The sequence below is a fragment of the Alteromonas alvinellae genome, from assembly GCF_902705805.1.
In genome coordinates this window covers 1-18,056 of the sequence record NZ_CACSIH010000250.1, presented here as the reverse complement: position 1 = coordinate 18,056, position 18,056 = coordinate 1, and the positions used below count along the sequence as shown (strand labels likewise).

12 protein-coding genes and 2 tRNA genes (1 of these 14 running past the window's edge) are annotated in these 18,056 nt (G+C 45.4%); 4 read left to right on the top strand and 10 right to left on the bottom strand.

The genetic code is table 11. The features are described 5' to 3' along the window. The 5 genes from ACX5KA_RS19575 to ACX5KA_RS19555 form a co-directional block, all read right to left on the bottom strand. A tRNA-Arg gene (locus ACX5KA_RS19575) sits at nt 1-48 on the bottom strand (it extends 29 nt beyond the left edge of the window). A 37-nt stretch (nt 49-85) separates the two neighbouring features. After that, a tRNA-Ser gene (locus tag ACX5KA_RS19570) sits at nt 86-177 on the bottom strand. Nucleotides 178-742: 565 nt separating this feature from the next. Beyond that, nucleotides 743-934 carry a carbon storage regulator CsrA gene (gene csrA / locus ACX5KA_RS19565; RefSeq protein ID WP_012517705.1) on the bottom strand — a complete coding sequence of 64 codons (192 nt, stop codon included), beginning with the start codon at nt 932-934 and terminating at the stop codon, nt 743-745. Between the two features lie 134 nt (nt 935-1,068). Then, nucleotides 1,069-3,666 carry an alanine--tRNA ligase gene (gene alaS, locus ACX5KA_RS19560; protein ID WP_014948671.1) on the bottom strand — a complete coding sequence of 866 codons (2,598 nt, stop codon included), beginning with the start codon at nt 3,664-3,666 and terminating at the stop codon, nt 1,069-1,071. 297 nt (nt 3,667-3,963) lie between these two features. Next, nucleotides 3,964-4,422 carry a regulatory protein RecX gene (locus tag ACX5KA_RS19555; protein ID WP_014948670.1) on the bottom strand — a complete coding sequence of 153 codons (459 nt, stop codon included), beginning with the start codon at nt 4,420-4,422 and terminating at the stop codon, nt 3,964-3,966. Between the two features lie 118 nt (nt 4,423-4,540). On the opposite strand from ACX5KA_RS19555, the gene ACX5KA_RS19550 reads away from it, so the two are divergent. Beyond that, a complete protein-coding gene (locus tag ACX5KA_RS19550) occupies nt 4,541-5,866 on the top strand; it encodes a GNAT family N-acetyltransferase (RefSeq protein WP_321825201.1) in 1,326 nt (441 codons plus the stop codon). Further along, the gene (locus ACX5KA_RS19545; protein ID WP_458732002.1) at nt 5,856-7,931 is read left to right on the top strand and encodes a M13 family metallopeptidase; all 2,076 of its coding nucleotides are present in this window, start codon (nt 5,856-5,858) and stop codon (nt 7,929-7,931) included. Before ACX5KA_RS19550 ends, ACX5KA_RS19545 begins: the two co-directional genes overlap by 11 nt. A 228-nt stretch (nt 7,932-8,159) precedes the next feature. Here ACX5KA_RS19545 and betI read toward each other — a convergent pair whose 3' ends face one another. The 4 genes from betI to ACX5KA_RS19525 all read right to left on the bottom strand — a co-directional run bounded on the left by betI (nt 8,160) and on the right by ACX5KA_RS19525 (nt 13,791). After that, the gene (gene betI, locus ACX5KA_RS19540; RefSeq protein ID WP_458732001.1) at nt 8,160-8,735 is read right to left on the bottom strand and encodes a transcriptional regulator BetI; all 576 of its coding nucleotides are present in this window, start codon (nt 8,733-8,735) and stop codon (nt 8,160-8,162) included. Nucleotides 8,736-8,811: 76 nt separating this feature from the next. Then, the gene (locus ACX5KA_RS19535) at nt 8,812-11,235 is read right to left on the bottom strand and encodes a TonB-dependent receptor domain-containing protein (RefSeq protein ID WP_458732000.1); all 2,424 of its coding nucleotides are present in this window, start codon (nt 11,233-11,235) and stop codon (nt 8,812-8,814) included. Nucleotides 11,236-11,488: 253 nt separating this feature from the next. Continuing rightward, the gene (locus ACX5KA_RS19530) at nt 11,489-13,126 is read right to left on the bottom strand and encodes a SulP family inorganic anion transporter (protein ID WP_458731999.1); all 1,638 of its coding nucleotides are present in this window, start codon (nt 13,124-13,126) and stop codon (nt 11,489-11,491) included. Nucleotides 13,127-13,137: 11 nt separating this feature from the next. Further along, nucleotides 13,138-13,791: a carbonic anhydrase gene (locus ACX5KA_RS19525; RefSeq protein WP_458731998.1), complete on the bottom strand. Its 654-nt coding sequence runs from the start codon at nt 13,789-13,791 to the stop codon at nt 13,138-13,140. Between the two features lie 158 nt (nt 13,792-13,949). Between ACX5KA_RS19525 and ACX5KA_RS19520 the strand changes: the two genes are divergently transcribed. Together ACX5KA_RS19520 and ACX5KA_RS19515 are read left to right on the top strand one after the other, a co-directional pair. Further along, nucleotides 13,950-14,918 carry a hydrogen peroxide-inducible genes activator gene (locus tag ACX5KA_RS19520; protein WP_458731997.1) on the top strand — a complete coding sequence of 323 codons (969 nt, stop codon included), beginning with the start codon at nt 13,950-13,952 and terminating at the stop codon, nt 14,916-14,918. Between the two features lie 17 nt (nt 14,919-14,935). Then, nucleotides 14,936-15,823 carry a LysR family transcriptional regulator gene (locus tag ACX5KA_RS19515; RefSeq protein WP_039223024.1) on the top strand — a complete coding sequence of 296 codons (888 nt, stop codon included), beginning with the start codon at nt 14,936-14,938 and terminating at the stop codon, nt 15,821-15,823. Nucleotides 15,824-15,958: 135 nt separating this feature from the next. Here the strand turns inward: ACX5KA_RS19515 and ACX5KA_RS19510 are convergent, their stop codons facing one another. Continuing rightward, the gene (locus ACX5KA_RS19510; RefSeq protein WP_039223026.1) at nt 15,959-17,980 is read right to left on the bottom strand and encodes a methyl-accepting chemotaxis protein; all 2,022 of its coding nucleotides are present in this window, start codon (nt 17,978-17,980) and stop codon (nt 15,959-15,961) included. Between the last annotated feature and the right edge of the window lie 76 nt (nt 17,981-18,056).

Sequence of the window (18,056 nt, the reverse complement as noted above, 5' to 3'; positions counted from 1 at the left end):
ACCGCCTGGTTCGTAGCCAGGTACTCTATCCAGCTGAGCTACACACGCGCAAAACTTGTTGTTGGCCGTCACTGCCAACGAATAATGGCGGAGAGGGAGGGATTCGAACCCTCGATACGCGTATATGCGTATGGTTCCTTAGCAGGGAACTGGTTTCAGCCACTCACCCACCTCTCCTTGACTGCGGGGTGCATTTTACGGATTCATTGGCCTGAGTCAAACCTTTTTTATAAAGAAATTGTTCACCCGCTGCCATTTTAAACGATTCGAGCAAAAAAACAGTAATTTGTTCGCAATACAAGCAATTAAACCGAATTTTATTTAACGATGCTCGTTAATTTGCATTTGAATATGTGCAGCTTCATTGCAGTTTTAACTGACCCGCCTTAATAATTTAGTCAATTTTTCAAAAATAATATCAAAAAGTTTTGAATTTATTTGTTCAAAACCAAGTACGCTGATTCGTATTACTTACTTAAGTTATTTAAAAGCGCTCCAAAATCTCAGATAAAGCGGTTAATGTCTCGATTTAAAAATCGTCCACCCAGAAGGCATTGTGCTAGAAAAAAGCTGTGCACGACCCAGAGACTTAACTTGGTCGTTAGTGCGAGACATCACAACGTCATTTCTGGCGTAATAGAACAGAAACAATAGACTTGCGCTAAAGCCCGATAAGATTTACTCACTTAAAACAAAAAAGGTCAGCGTAAGCTGACCTTTTCCAATGAAGCGTATAATGCAATTATTCTGCAGAGCCTGGCTGACCGCCTTTTTCTGCTTGAATGCGCATGTATATCTCTTCACGGTGCACAGAAACTTCTTTTGGTGCATTCACACCGATACGTACCTGATTCCCTTTTACACCTAGTACGGTAACGGTTACATCGTCACCAACCATAAGCGTTTCACCAACTCGACGAGTCAAAATAAGCATTCGCTTGCTCCTGTTCCTTAATACTGAACATCATCCATTAAGATTTGCCAACCCATCGGCACGACCCGATGGAAGCGACAGTGATTCCATGTTTCTGCGTCACTTCAAAAACTCACTGTTATACACAGAAATAATTATAGCTTATCTTGTAACCAAGCGTTAACCGAATCTAGCGCCTGGCCCAAGTTTTCAGGCTGATCACCGCCTGCTTGCGCCATATCTGGACGACCGCCCCCTTTGCCACCGACTTGAGATGCGACAAAGTTAACTAGCTCGCCCGCTTTAACTTTACTTGTGAGGTTTTTAGTAACGCCAGCAATAAGATTCACTTTCGCGTCATTAGCCACACCTAATACTACGATCCCTTCACCAATTCGGTTTTTAATGTCGTCCATCATTGAACGCAATGACTTCGCTTCAACACCTTCCAAATTAGCAATAAGAACTTTAACGCCATTTATCTCTACTGCATTACTAAGCATATCAGCACCTTGCTGACTCGCCAGTTTTTGTTTCGCAGAATTGAGCGCTTTTTCTAGTTCTTTAGTCTGATTTTGTAGAGAAACTACGCGATCGAGCACATTTTGGCTGTCTGTTTTTAATAATGCAGACAATGAAGACAGTGTTGCCTGCTGTGTTTGCACAACTTCAAGTGCGTGTTCGCCAGTAACCGCTTCAATACGTCGAACGCCCGATGCAATACCCGCTTCACTGGTAATTTTAAACAAGCCAATATCACCAGTACGTGTAACGTGAGTACCACCACATAGCTCAACAGAGAATGGCCCCATGGTTACCACACGAACTTTTTCGTCGTACTTTTCACCAAATAGCGCCATTGCGCCTGATGCTTTAGCTTCATCTAAATCCATCAGTTCAGTTGCTAACGTGTGATTTGCACGAATTTCTTGGTTAACTCGCCTTTCAATCTCAGCAAGTTGCTCAGCCGTTACTGCCTCAAAATGCGAGAAGTCAAAACGCATGCGCGGCGCTTCAACCAATGAACCTTTCTGAGTTACGTGCTCACCTAAAATTTCACGCAGTGCTGCATGAAGTAAATGCGTTGCGCTGTGGTTCTTTTTAATGGCTTCACGATTTGCTGCATCAATCGCTGCGGTTGCCGTATCACCTTTAGATACCGAACCTTTAGCAATACCTTTGTGTGCAAACGCATTACCCATTTTTTGGGTGTCGGTCACAATGAATTCACCGTTAGCCACGCGAAGCACGCCTTTGTCACCTGCCTGACCACCGCTTTCAGCGTAGAACGGCGTGCTATCTAATACCACAACGCCTTCTTGACCGTCTTCAAGCTTCTCTACAAACGCATTGTCGGCGATAAGTTCAACCACATTCGCCTGGCCTTCTACATCGGTGTACCCAGTAAATGAGGTTGTGTGGTCAATGGCGAGTTTACTGTTGTAGTCTGCACCAAAGTTGCTAGCTTGTTGTGCACGAGCCCGCTGCGCCTGCATAGCTGCTTCAAAACCTTCTTCGTCGATCTTAAGGTCGTGCTCACGCGCTACATCATTGGTTAAATCAGTAGGGAAGCCATAAGTGTCGTAAAGCTTGAACACTACGTCACCCGGCACTGTGTCGCCTTCTAGAGTTTCTAGTGTATCGTTTAGGATAGCCATACCACGGGCTAACGTTTTGCTAAACTGCTCTTCTTCAACACGTAGTACTTTTTCAATTACCGGTAGCTGGTCTACAAGTTCTGGATACGCTTCACCCATTTCTTTGGCAAGTGATGCTACAAGCTTATAGAAGAAAATATCGTTTGCGCCAAGTTGATAGCCGTGGCGGACAGCGCGACGAATAATGCGACGTAATACGTATCCGCGCCCTTCATTTGATGGCATAACGCCATCGCAAATTAAGAAGCTGCACGAACGAATGTGATCGGCGATGACCCGTAGCGATTTATTTTCTAAATCTTCGCTTCCAACAATTGATGCTGCTGATTTGATCAAGTTTTGGAAAAGGTCGATCTCGTAGTTGCTGTGCACGTTCTGCAAGATAGCGGAAATACGTTCTAGGCCCATACCGGTATCGATTGAAGGCTTAGGGAGTGGCTCCATGGTACCGTCAGCTTGTTTGTTAAACTGCATAAATACCAGGTTCCAAATTTCGATAAAGCGGTCGCCGTCTTCTTCTGGTGTTCCCGGAGGACCTCCCCAAATGTGCGCACCGTGATCGTAAAAGATTTCAGAACAAGGACCACATGGACCGGTATCGCCCATAGACCAGAAGTTATCTGACGTACTAATGCGAATAATCTTTTCTTTTGGCACGCCAATGTGGTTTTCCCAGATGTCGAACGCTTCGTCATCTTCAGAATAAACGGTGACTAAGAGCTTTTCTTTTGGCAAACCAATTTCTTTGGTAAGGAAATTCCACGCAAACTCTATCGCTTCTTTTTTGAAATAATCGCCAAAACTGAAGTTACCCAGCATTTCAAAAAAGGTGTGGTGACGAGCGGTATAACCTACATTCTCAAGGTCATTATGCTTACCACCTGCGCGAACACAGCGCTGCGATGATACCGCACGGGTGTAACTGCGCTTTTCCGCACCTAAGAAGCAGTCTTTAAACTGGTTCATGCCCGCGTTGGTAAAAAGAAGTGTGGGATCATCTGCCGGAACCAGTGACGAGCTCGCCACCGCTTGGTGGCCATGGCTTTTAAAATAATCGATAAACTTGTTACGTAAGTCAGCAGTTGATAATGTCATTGAAAACCTAACTTCCTTTATTCTATTTTTGAAACGTGCGATTTGCCTGTTCTAATGAGCTTTATAATCGGGGCAGTTTGCGAATACGCAATACGCTTATCCTCGCTATAATTCTCTGGATAATTAAAATGCACACAAATTTGCGCAACAATACCATGGATAACGCAATTTTGTTAAGTGTAACGGGGAGAAGATAGGCTCAAATTTCACTTTAAGTAGACGAAAATAGCCAGTATTCATAAAACGAATCGCCAACGGCATCTATTTGTCGGTAAACATGAGCATAAACCAGCCGTTTTAGCTAGATTCGTTTGCGCTTACAGCATATTCAATGTGATCTTGGTAAAAGCCACGATATTGAAGAAATTGTTTCTGCTTTTGTCTCAACGCGAATTCGGTTTCATAAAACTCGCCAAACTTTTTCTCTTTTACTTTTTTAGCACTTTCAAACCAGTCAGCGTCAATCTCTCTCATTGCGTGTTCTGCAGTACTTTCATCTACACCGTATTGCTGTAAGTCTAATTTAATTGCGCGGGGTCCCTTCCCTTTTAAATACAGTGCGCGAGCTCGGCTTTCTGCAAATCTAGCATCGCTTTGGATATCAGCATCTTTGAATTCCTCCAGAATAGGCATGAAAGCATCACTCGCTATTCCCTTCTGCTGCAACTTTCGCATAATCTCGTTAAAGCTATGCTCTCGTCGTGCCAGCATGCGAGTAATCGCGTCGGTAATGATTTTTCGGTCGAACTCTGACATTTTTGTAAACTTACTCTTCTGTATTAAACGTAGAAACCGCGTTATTTTAGCGTTAATTACTCGTACATTGCGACTATCTAGCGTTTTACGCACTTAACCTCTACATGATGTAAACTGCATGACAGCATCCAACTATCGCATAACAATAATAGATTCGATTGAACAGATCTCTAAAGAGCGCTGGCAATACCTCGCAAAAGAATCGGGTCCTTTCGTTTCTTATGAATTTTTACATGCGCTAGAACGCAGCGGCTCGTGCAGCAATGAATCTGGGTGGCAGCCTTGCCATATTGCTATAGCGAAAGGTCAGCATGAGGCTGTTAATCTCGTTATTCCCGGCTACCTGAAAACTCACAGCTACGGTGAATACGTGTTTGACCACGCATGGGCTAATGCTTATGCACAGCACGGTCTCGACTATTATCCTAAATGGATATCGGCCATCCCCTTCACGCCTGTAACAGGCTCTAGACTACTTTCTGATGGGCACATTGCGCTTACTCCGTCACTTTTAAGTGAACTGGAAAATACATTGACAGCGCATGTAGAGTCCGTTTTTGGTGAGGCTTTATCTTCTTTTCATTGGCTATTTCCCAATGAAAGCACCTCAGCTCAACTTATTGGTAAAGACGAGCCTGAGGCCTGTGAATTAGCCGATGATTTGCCTAATGACCAATTCAAAGTTCAACCCAGTATTCCCAACCACTACCTGACCCGATACGCGGTTCAGTTTCAGTGGCATAACTACGGTTATGGTGATTTCGACGATTTTCTTAACGCGCTTACTTCCCGCAAAAGAAAAGATATCAAGAAAAGTCGACGTAAACTGAACGAGCAAGGCGTCCGCTTCACCCATCATACCGGCAGTGAGATTAGTCCAGAGACACTGCAGTTTTTCACAAAGTGTTACAAAGTAACCTATTTAAAACGAAGCGGTCACGTGGGATATTTGAACGATGCGTTCTTTGAGCAGCTAGTCGAGAGCATGAGCGATAACATGCTTATAGTTACGGCAATAGAGAATGAGGTAGCAGTAGCCAGCGCCCTCTTTTTCTATGATGAGACAGGACTGTATGGCAGATACTGGGGAGCACTGAAAGAAATAGACGGGCTACATTTTGCCTGCTGTTATTTTGAAGGCATTGAATTCGCCATTGAGAAAAAGCTATCGCTTTTTAATCCCGGCACCCAAGGTGAACATAAAATACTTCGAGGCTTCGAGCCCATTTATTGCCGTTCTCATCACAAATTACAACATCCGTCGTTTCACACTGCTGTAGCAGACTTTTTACAGCGAGAAACGCCACATATCGCAAGCTATTTTAATCAGGCACGGAATGCTTTACCGTTTAACAAGGAATTTGTGCCTACTTTAAAAACAACGAGTGTCACTGCACCTAACGACGACACTTATAATCACAACGAGAAAAACGATGAAATATAAACTTCTTGCCGTAGCGATTACGGCATCTTTGGGACTTGCTGGTTGCGGTCAGCCTGAACAAGCCCAAGAACAAACCAGCAATGTTGAAGCGCCAGAAATGAAGGGCGAAGCGGAACTAGGCTCTTTTGGCGTAGACTTGACCGCTCGTAATGAAGCGGTAAAACCTGGTGATGACTTCTTCATGTACGCGAGCGGTACATGGTACGACAACTACGAGCTGCCCGCTGACAAAACTCGCTACGGCGCGTTTACGGGTCTTGCAGAGCGTAGTGAAGAGCAAGTTAAAAACATCATTGATGGGCTAATGGAAAAGTCTTCTCTAAATGCAGAAGAAAAGCTTGTTCACGACTTTTTCGTTGCTTATATGGATACCGATACTATCAACGAAAAAGGTATTGAGCCAATTAAAGACGTACTCACGTCTATCGATAGCATTGAAAACAAAACTGACCTAACCAAAGCATTTGGTAACAGCTGGTTAGTAGGCTCAACCACGCCAATTGGCGGCGATATGTGGTACAACCGCCTTGACCCAAATGAATACCAATTAAGTGTTGGTGTTGGTGGTTTAGGCCTTCCTGATCGCGACTACTACCTGAGCGATAGCGAACGTTTTGTTAAAATTCGTGAAGCTTATGTAGCGCACATCGAGCAGATGCTAAATTTTGCAGGCGAAGAAGACGCAGCCGAAAAAGCAGCAAACATTCTTGCTCTTGAAACACAAATTGCAGAAATTCAGTGGCCTCGCGAAAAGCGCCGTGACCGCGACCTTACACTTAATCAAATTGAGCGTAGCAAACTGTCTGACGAATACCCTGGCTTTGATTGGGACACGTATTTTGCTCAAACCGGTTATAAAGTGCCTGAGCTGAATATTACACAGCCTGAGCCAGTAAAAGACGTTATTAAGATTATTAACGAAGCTGACTTAGCCGATTGGAAGTCGTACTTGAAGTATCACACTATTTCAAACAATGCGGATTTCCTTTCTGAAGATATCTACCTAGCCAACTTTGACTTCTTTGGTCGTACACTAAGCGGTCAGCAAGAGCCTCGTCCTCGTTGGAAGCGCGCAGTGAGCCAAATGTCTGGTACTGAGTCACTTGGTTTTGCTATCGGCAAGATTTACGTAAACGAATACTTCCCAGAAAGCTCAAAAGAGCAGATGGCGGAGCTGGTTGAGAACTTGCGTACAGCACTAGGTGAGCGTATTGAAAACCTAGACTGGATGAGCGAAGAAACCAAGGTAAATGCCAAAGAAAAGCTAATGGCATTTAACCCTAAAATTGGCTACCCAGACGAATGGCAGTCTTTCGACGGCGTAACCATCAGCGACAAAGACTTAGTAGGCAATGTTCGAAACCTACGCACATTCTTCCAAGACCAATCGGTAGAACGTGAGCTAGAGAAAACGGATCGCAATCGCTGGGGTATGACACCGCAGCGCGTTAACGCCTACTACAATAGCTCGTTCAACGAAATTGTATTCCCAGCGGCTATTTTGCAACCGCCATTCTTTGATCCAAACGCCGACGCAGCAGTTAACTACGGTGCAATCGGTGCGGTAATTGGTCACGAAATGGGACATGGTTTTGACGATCAAGGCTCGAAGTCAGATGCAAACGGTATTCAGCGCAATTGGTGGACCGATGCTGACCGCGCAGCGTTTGAAGAAAAAGCAGATATGCTAGCCGAGCAATACAGCCAGTACGAGCCTATCGAAGGTAACTTCGTAAATGGTCGCAACAGCTTGGGTGAAAACATTGGTGACGTGGGTGGTCTAGCCATGGCTTACCACGCCTACAAACTTAGCCTTAACGGCAAAGAAGCACCGGTAATTGACGGCCTAACAGGCGATCAGCGTTTCTTCCTTGCATGGGCACAAGTGTGGAAAGAAAAACGCACTGAAGAAAGCATGCTGAATCAACTTCGCGCAGGTACACACGCGCCTGGTCGTTATCGTGCACAAGCACCAAGAAACCATGATGCATGGTATGAAGCGTTTGATGTGAAACCAGATGATGCACTTTATCTTGCGCCAGAAGAGCGCGTAAGAATTTGGTAACTCATTGAGTTAAGCACTTAGTGAGCACATGCTAGCTTCTCGCGCCGGATAGAGATTTGTATCTGGCGCCAGCTAATACCAGTCCGCATAGCTCATTTAGAAAATGTAGATAATTAAAAAGGGCGGTTCGACTTATCTCGAACCGCCCTTTTTATTTTTCTAATCAGTATTCGCTCGGTGGTACTTATACGCCAGCCCCGAGTACTTGTTTAACTTCCGTTTGCTTATTTATCTTCCGTATTGGGCAACTATATCGCGAACGTATTGTTTACAACGGGCTACAGCCTCTGAAAAATCACCGTTACCCACACTGCCCATGGAATAACGAAGCCAATACCCATCAATTAATGCAGCGGTAGACGCAGCGGCGTTTTTGACATGCTCAGGTTTAAGTAGCTTGCGGTAACTAAACGCTAAATTACGCTCTAAGCGTTTGTGGTTAATACACTGCAAACGATGCAAGCCTTCGTTGTGAAGTGACAACGCCCAGAAGTTAAACCAGGTATTGGTGGCGGAACTTGCCCCTTGCGTTTGTGAAAAGTTATTTTCAATAATGAAATCAATCCGCTCTAGGGGATCGTCAATACGCTGCGTGATTTTTAGCGCATCGAGAAGGTGGCGCATCGTTGCTTCAATTAAACCTTGCTTGTCACCAAAATAGTGACTGATTATCCCTGAAGAAAGCCCAGCTCTTTTGCTAATTAAGCTAATCGTTGTACCGTGATAGCCCACTTCTGCCATCACTTCTAACGTTGCTTCAATTAATTGTTTCTTACGAACTGGCTCCATTCCCACCTTGGGCATGCTACAACTCCAAACCTTAAATCTAGTAAAAAATAACCCGCGACAGCGCTATGCTGCCGCAGGCATGATATCACGATTAAAAGGTTAAGCGTGCGTTGACTGCAACAGCGCGAGGCGCGCCAATCCAAAATGCACCTGGGGCAATGGTAGACGCATAGTCTTCATCAAACAGGTTGTTTACTGTTAAACGCACTTCTAGCTCTTCAGCACCTGAACCAATGTTTTCGATAAAGCCGCCAATATAGAAGTCGCTAACGATATAGTCATCAACTTGTGCTGCATTATCAATATCCAGGTAGCGGCTATCAACGTACTTGGTAGACAGGCCTGCAAAGTAGTTGTCGCGTGCCCAATCAAGGCTAATTACCGCCATAGTGTCAGGCGTACCGATAACCGTATTACCTTCAATAGCTACCAGTGACACTTCTGGGTTTTCAGGGTCAGCGATGGCTGCCAGCGCATCGTCAAGTGTATCGTATTGCGTACCTGAACTACCTACCGTCGCAACATATTCTGACTCGCTCAAGGTAATAGAAGTAAACAACGAGAACTCTTCGGTTAACATAACGTCTGCTGAAATTTCAAAACCACTAGACTCAATACCGCCCACGTTTTTGTACCCACCCGCGGCGGCTTCAAGAAAGTCTATGCCCTCTGAGGTTTCGTTACTGGTAAATTGAATACGGTCGTTAAACTCAATATTGTAGTAGGTCACGCTGGCATTGAAACCAGGTGAAGAGTAGCGGAAACCTACGTCAATGTTGTCAGCGGTTTCTGGCTTTATAAAGCGAAGGTCAGTATCGTTGCGCTCTAGTTGTGCATCTTTGATTGCCGCAAAGTTCTCACCGTAACCTGCGAAAACTTCCACTCCCTCAATGGGTAAAGGTGCAACGATACCGGCTGAGAATAAGGTATCTGAGTCAGTATTCACCGCTAAGTTGTTGGCTGAATCAAAGTTGTCCGTTTTCTCGATATCTACGTTAAACTTCTTGGCACCAGCGCGAATGCGGGCAAAGCCTAAATCAAGCTCATCTTCCACATAGTACATTAAGGTATCGACTGGGAAGGTTCTGTCGTACTGCACCCAGTAGGGCACGTTGTCATAATCTACGCTGATAGCCGAGTTAGTCACTTTGTGCCAATCGCGAGACTCACCACGCTCGTAGTCTTCCCACCAAATACCGAATCGTACTGTATTATCGAAATCACCAATTTTTGTATACCAGATTGCATCAGCGTTTATACCAATGCGCTCTTTATCATAATGAGTGTGACGATAAGAGCCCACTGGAATTGCCCCTTGTTCGTGGCAACCTGGGTCATATTCTGGGCCAGCACCACCATAAGGGAAAGTCAGTGAGCTTTGGCAACCTTCAATTGGACTTAGTTGATTACCTTGCCTGTCTACAAAGTAAATTTGTCCAAGCTGTTGGCCACCGTATACGGTATTACCGACTACAAGCTCTGAATGACCTTCTGCGCCGTCATCAGTGATATCAACAATGTATGGTGGGACCCACTCCCCGCGGCCTTCGTTGTCGTGATAATACACGTTGGTCATAAAATCGACTTGGCCAATCGTGAATTCTGCCTGTAGATAGGCAAAAAGATTCTCTCGCAAAGTAGACCAACCTCGGCGATATGCCTGATCTTGATAAGGCACGCCTGTCCATTCGTCTGTTAACTGGTCCCAGTCTGGGTTTTGTTCATATTGTGCCAGTCCATAAATACGCTGGTAGTTATCTTCGTGGGTATCGTCGTAAGACAGGTAACCTGTAAGAGACACGTCGTTAACAGTAGAGATAAACTTCATGGCTAAATGATCACGCGTATTCTCTGCTGCTTGCTGCATAAAGTCAGAGCTTTCTTGGCTTGAAAGGCTTATCCACGCGTAGGTATCTTTAAAGATCTCGCCCGTTTCATAACGCACATAATACTTTGACGCATCAAATGAACCCGCAGTCACACTGGTTATTAAGCCCTGCTCCGCAGACGGGTCAATAGTGGTGAAATTCAGTGTGCCGCCCAAGGCTTCGTGTGAACGGGAAGCGATATCCGCCGTACCCTGAGAAACTTCAACGCCTTTTACGTTTTCGGTATCGATATAGCGATTCGCTTTCGCGCCACCACCGTAATTCGAGTTACCGTTGGCGATGCCATCTACCGTCATGCCAATTTGCTGCTCGTTTAGGTTTACTTGAAAGCCACGAATAACAATAGACGTTGACCAGTCATCAGCCCCAAAGGTATCACCTTCGTTAATAAGCACACCCGGCAGGTTATCAACCGCGGCTAACACACTGCTAAGATTAGCCTGTTGTTTAAACATGTCGTCGCTCGTAGCGTTATTCGCGTAAGAAACGCTTCGCCCAACAACGGTAATTTCTTCTATGCGCTCTTCGTCAGCACGCTCTGCTTCCTCTGCCCACGCCACTGTAGGTGTAGTCATAGACGAAAGTGCTGCAAGTACAGCTAACGAGAGTTTATTGTGTGTTTTCATGTGTTTCCCAAAGTAGTTGTGTAATGTTTACTCACTACTCTAGGGAGGAATTGTTACAGTAGCGTTAAGCTTAATTGAACAATCAATTAATAAAACATTTTCCATGTTTGTTTATTCAATGACATCCAAGTAAACACGCATCAGCTATAAACGGCCCCAGACATTTAGCAAAGAAACCTTTGCCTAACAGACACAAAAAAGCCCTCACTAAGGAGGGCCAAAAGGGAAAGGTTTATCTTACCTTGATATTACTTTACGACTGCGTTGCGGCTTGAAAACGGGTGTTTTTGCTTTCAGTCCCGGCTACTTGCTTTTCTGCGTAAAGCAAGGCGTCGTGTAGCGTGTCAAAGTTGGGGATACCTGGGTGCGCTTCGTTTACGCCCTCAAGCACCTTATTGACTTCTGCATTAGCACCACAAATAACCAGCTGACGACCTGCCGCTAGTGCATCTGAGGTAACTGTATCAACTGCCATCGCAGCAGAAACATCCATAAGTGGAACGCGCGAGAAATCTAAAATGGTGACTTTAGAACCCGGTTTCACACGCTCACGAACGTGGTGGCCCAAATCGGCAGCCGCACCAAAGCTTAGTGGTCCGCCAAAACTAAAGATTGATACTTTGTCTTTAAGAGATTCCAATAGCTCATTTTCTTTAGGGTCGTTTAACGACTCAGGGATTTTCTTAAGCTCTTCAATTTGCAGCTGTGCGATTTGCTTAACGTAAGCTAATGCTGCGAATACCACGCCAACACCAACTGCTGTGATCAGATCTACAAATACCGTTAGCGCAAGCACCATAATCATTAGGCCGAAGTCCCAACGTGGGCCTTTGTGAGCGCGCTTCAAGTAACTCCAGTCGATGATATCTAAACCAACTTTAACCAAGATACCAGCAAGAACAGCGTGAGGAATTTGCGCTGCTAGCGGGCTAAGACCTAACACAATTGCTAGAAGAACTAGCGCGTGTACCATACCTGAAATGTTGTACTTACCACCGCTACGGATATTTACAACAGTACGCATCGTTGCGCCTGCACCTGCGATACCGCCGATAAGACCAGCAAATGTATTACCAATACCTTGGCCGATTAGCTCTTTGTTACTATCGTGACGGGTACGCGTCATGTTATCAGCAACAAGAGATGTAAGTAGACTATCGATGGCTCCCAGCACAGCTAGAATAAACGCGGCTTCAAGAATAAGCAGTGCTTTGCTTTGGTCAAATACTGGAAGGTGCAGACTTGGTAAGCCTGTAGGAATATCACCAAGAATCGGTACTGACAGCGCTAAGCTAACTAGTGTTCCGATAATCAGTGCAGCCAGTGCGCCAGGCACATACTTGCCCAGTTGCGGTGGCCATTTGTAGGCAATAACCAAGGTACCAAGGCCAAGCGCCAAGGTTGCAAAATCAATATCGGCAAGCGCGGTTGGCAAGTATGTCAATGCGCCTATCGTTCCGCCTGGAGGCTCATGACCCAGCAAGCGACCGATTTGAAGAATAATGATGATGGCACCAATGCCCGACATAAAGCCCGAAATAACCGGGTATGGCACTAAGCGTATATACTGACCTACGCCTAAAAAGCCGAATACTATCTGAAAGATACCGGCTAATATCACGGCGGTGAATATAAGGCTGGCGTCGCCTGATAGACTTGCAAACAAGCCTGCAAGAACAACAACCATAGGCCCCGTTGGACCAGAGATCTGAGCAGGTGTACCGCCAAAAAGTGCGGCAAAGAAGCCAACCGCAATAGCACCGTACAGACCCGCCATTGGGCCTAAGCCTGACGCTACACCAAGTGCAAGCGCCAGTGGTAGAGCAACGATACCGGCTGTTAAACCGCCGGTAAAATCGCCTCGTAGGTTTGAAAGGTTTATTTTTACCATGGTTACAGACCTTATTCACCGCGAGCAAGTTGTGCTTCGGCAGTAGACTCGTCCATTACATCAAACTCACCAGACTCAGTGTTGTAGTAAAGCACTTCACCTGAACCAATGTTATAAACCCATCCGTGAAGCTTAACCTGACCTGTTGCGATTTTGGCAGCAACAGCAGGGTGAGTGCGAAGGTGCTGAATTTGCTGAACAACATTCTCTTTCGTTACCGCTTCTAGGTCGTCAATAGAAAGTTCAGAATGACCGCAACGCTCTTTAACCACGTCAGTTGCAACACGGCAATGACCTAACCACTCTTTAACATGCGGTAGTGAGCTAAGCGCTTCTGGGTTAATCGCACCTTTCATCGCGCCACAGTCGGTGTGACCGCAAATAACAATGTGAGAAACGCCCAGTGCAGCAACTGCAAACTCAATAGACGCTGTCATACCGCCCGTTTGATTGCTGTGAGGAGGTACGATGTTGCCCGCATTACGGCAGATAAATAGCTCACCCGGATCAGTTTGTGTTACTAAGTTCGGGTCGATACGTGAATCAGAGCACGTAATGAAAAGCACTTCAGGGTTCTGCCCAGTAGCTAGTTTTTGAAACGTAGCTTTTTTGTTTGGATAAACTTCTTTCTGAAATTTGGCAACACCTGAGATAACGTGATCCATATATAACTCCCAATTTTTTAATAATTGTAATGATTATGTAATTACGCCAGTTTCACCTGATAGATTAATAGTTTAATATACTAACTCGCGATAGCTAAATACTATCACTGCTTACGTAACACTACCCATAAGCATAGTAAGAGAGAGCCATTTTCACCATGCAGTTCAACGGAAAGACCCCGTCAATTAACCAAATCCGCTATTTTGTTGCAGTGGCTAAATACCTAAGCTTCAGGCAAGCAGCGGGAATACTGGGAATTAGTCAGCCTACTCTGACCAGTCAGATCAGTGCGCTAGAAAACCTCTTAGGGCTAACGCTTTTTGAACGATCACGCACGGGAACGCTATTATCTCCCCAAGGTAAAGCCTTGCTTGATTTAGCGGAAGAGGTGCTGCAGGCCTCTCAACGGTTCAGCGAAATTGCACGAGACTTGTCCGAGGGGGAAGTTGTAACCTACCGGTTAGGGATACCGCCAACACTAGGGCCTTATTTACTTCCCTTTGTGCTACCAGATCTGCACAAACGGAAGCCCGGCTTGCGCTTCTATGTTCGAGAAGGCGCCCCTAACGCATTGCAACACGGTCTACTGCGTGGTGAATATGACCTAATTCTTTCCCCACTTTCGGGCGAAAACTCTCAATTGATCACGCAACCACTCTTCAAAGAGCCTTTAAAATTCGTCACGCCTTCTGATCACAAATTGTCAGGAAAAGCCTATGTTAAGCCAGAAGAAATAAGCGGCGAGAAAGTGTTAACACTCGAAGACCGACATCACTTTCATCATCAAGTGCAGCGCATTTGCGATGAGATTGGGGCAGATTTACAGCGTGATTATGAGGGCACCAGCCTCGATACTTTGCGTCAAATGGTGGTAATGGGCATGGGTGTAGCCTTCCTACCCGGGCTTTATATTCATTCTGAGTTGCACAAGCCTGAAGCATTACACGTGTGTGAGATTGCCGATATGCCTATTGAGCGTCAGCACTCATTAGCGTGGAGAAACACTGCGCCTGGACGAAAGACCTTTAGAGAAATATCAATTATCATAAAAGAGATAATTGAAACTCGCCTGTCGGACGCCGTGACTATAGTCAGTGCTGCCCCAAGCCCTCTTCAAAAACGTTAAACTGGTTGTAATTTATTATGATTGATAGACAACATTTACGAATAGTAAGAGCGATAGATGCTGAAGGCACGATGACAGAAGCGGCAAAATCGCTTTTTCTAACCCAGTCAGCGTTAAGTCACGCTATGAAAAAGTTGGAAGCCCATTTTGACGTACCGCTTTGGAAAAAAGACGGCAGAAGACTAACGCTGACTCAGGCGGGTCAGAGTGTATTGGGCTTAGCTCACCGAGTTTTACCCCAGTTTGAGCATACTGAAGCCCAATTACGCAGATTCGCCGATGGTAAACAGGGCATATTACGTATTGGGATGGAGTGCTACCCGTGTTTTGAATGGTTGCTCAAGGTAGTGGCGCCTTTTTTGAAAGCCTTTCCAGATGTTGATGTAGATGTACGCCGCGCGTTCTCTTTTGGCGGTTTACAAGCGCTTCACGGGTACGATATTGATATATTGCTCACGCCAGACCCTCTTTCACTTGAAACCATTACCTACACGCCAGTGTTCGAATATGAACAAGTGTTGGTAATGGATAAGCACCACCCTTTGGCAGAGAAACCATTTGTTACACCGAAAGACTTAAGCAATGAGACCCTTATCACCTACCCCGTAGAACTCAGTCGACTGGACGTATTCACGCATTTTCTTACTCCTGCCAATTGCACAGTGAGGCAACATAAAACGATTGAAACCACAGAGATCATCTTACAAATGGTAGCAGCGGGACGTGGTGTTACTGCGCTACCTAAATGGTTAATTGATGAATCAAAAGAAAGCGATCTCCTGACTTGTCGGTCGCTAGGTGAACAAGGCGTATCAAAAACGCTGTACTTGGGTCATAGAAAAGCGCAGGACGTATTGGGGTTTGTAGATGATTTCATTGCCCTTTCGCAAACGCACAAGCCATAGGTTTTCCAAACTGTATTTCGGAAACTTATGTCAAACTAGGGAATAAAATAATTCGCTTGCCAACAATGTTGGCAAGCGACAACGCTCTAATTAAAGACTGTCGCGCATTATGCGCGGTTAACGGTATGAATGGCGCTAAATTTTAAACTGCCCCACCAATTCTTTTAAGTCACCAGAGACGGCACTTAGCTGCGTAGCTTCCACAGCTAACTCTTCTGCATGCTGACTAGTTTTATCACTTAAACCAGTGATAGCTACGAGCGACTTATTAATATCTTGCGCCACTTCCGTTTGCTGCTCGGTAGCAAGTGCTATGTGCGTACTTTGCTCGTGAACCAAACCTATAGACTGGGTAATGTCTTTAAGCGTTTCGACCACTTTCTCTGTTTTATCGACACCAGATTGAGAACGGGTTTGTCCTTCCTGCATAACACTGTTGGTCTGCTCAGACATCGCCTGCAATCGCTCTACCATTTTTCGTATATCAGTCGTCGATTCTTGTGTACGACTTGCTAATGAGCGAACTTCATCTGCAACAACGGCAAAGCCGCGCCCCTGTTCACCGGCTCTCGCCGCTTCAATGGCTGCGTTTAATGCCAGCAAATTAGTTTGTTCAGCTATGCTGTTAATGACATCGACTACAGCACCGATGCTATCTGACTCTTTACTCAATCCGCCTACGACTTCAACACCCTGACTAATGGCGTCAGCCAGCGCGCGAATTTCTCTCATAGCATCTTGCACTTGCTCACTGCCGGCTTGCACTAATTCGTCTGCTTTAGTCGCAGCGTCACTGGACTGTGCCGCATTTTTTGAAATTTCAACGACGGTAGCAGCCATCTGCGTCACTGCCGTAGACACATTGTCCACCTGACTACGCTCTTGGTTAATTTCCTTGCTAGTGGCGTGACTCACATCTCGAAGGTGATCCGCTGCATCAGAAACAGCCTTGGTGTTAGCGGCAGTATCTTTAAGTAGCGATCTTAGTTTATCGGTAAAAGTATTAAACTCTATAGCAAGCGCACCGATTTCGTCGTTACTCTTAACTTCCAGACGCTTGGTTAAGTCGCCGTCGCCATGCGCTATTTCCGCCATAGCGTTGCGCATTTCGACCAAAGGCTGAGTGACTTTAGCACTCGCAAAATAAGTAATAAGCGCTATTAATCCAATAATCACAAAGGCGACGATAATTGCCGTAGTAATTGCATTATTTATAGGGCTATCAATGATGCTTGCAGGGATAAGAATACCCAGCGACCAGTTCATTTGTGGGTTAGTTAACTGAGCGTGCTCAAAAACCGCAACATAGTCTTCCCCCTTCCAGGTTACGTGCACAATACCAGATTCATTAGCCGCTATATTACTTGCCAACTTACCAAATCCTTCGGTGCTATCAAACACGCTGTCAAAGTTGCGAATAGAGGAGCTTAGTGGCAACGCTTTGCTTTGTTTTGGAAAGTAAACAATGTTTTGGTTTTCATCGAGTAAAAACGCCGTGCCTTGTTCTTCATAACGAATGGCATCTATGACCTTACCCACTGTGCTAATAAGAATATCGACCCCGCCAACGCCCAGTAACGCTCCATTTTTGTATATCGGGGTTTGTACTACTGCAGATACGCTTCCATCTTGGGAATCGACAGCAGGAGGCGTTACATATAGCTTTCCTTTTTCAACGGCAGTAGTAAACCACGGACGCTTAGTTGCAAAGTAACCGGCGTTAGGATTGCCAGCATCAGGACCCGAAGTGTCGACGCCGACTCGGCCCTCTTCATAGAAGTATTCACCCGTCTTAGCTGAACCAAAGAACGCCGATTTAATGATGGGATCTTGGCTGCTGATGCCCTCAAAAGTGGCATAAATATCTTTGGATTGAGCCAGTTGGCTTTCGGGCGCCCCTCGCGTGTTATGGCGCGTAAAAAAATCTTGTAGAAAAGGACTACTTAGGAACGCTCTAGCGACGCCGCCATAGGTTGCAAAGAAGCCTTCAACGTCATTAGCCTCACGTGCAACTAAGGATTTAAGCTCTTTTTCTACGCGACTGCGGGTGTTATCAGCAACGGTATTGACTAAGAAAAACGCCGTAATGAGTAACATCAAAGCTATGCTACCGCCAACGATAAGCATGAACTTTTTTTGGAGTGATATGGATTTCATTTGTACTTCTCATTGTTTACTAAACGCCACAACGTGTGAAAAGTGTATTCCAGCACTAGGGCCTGTTGACCTTTGT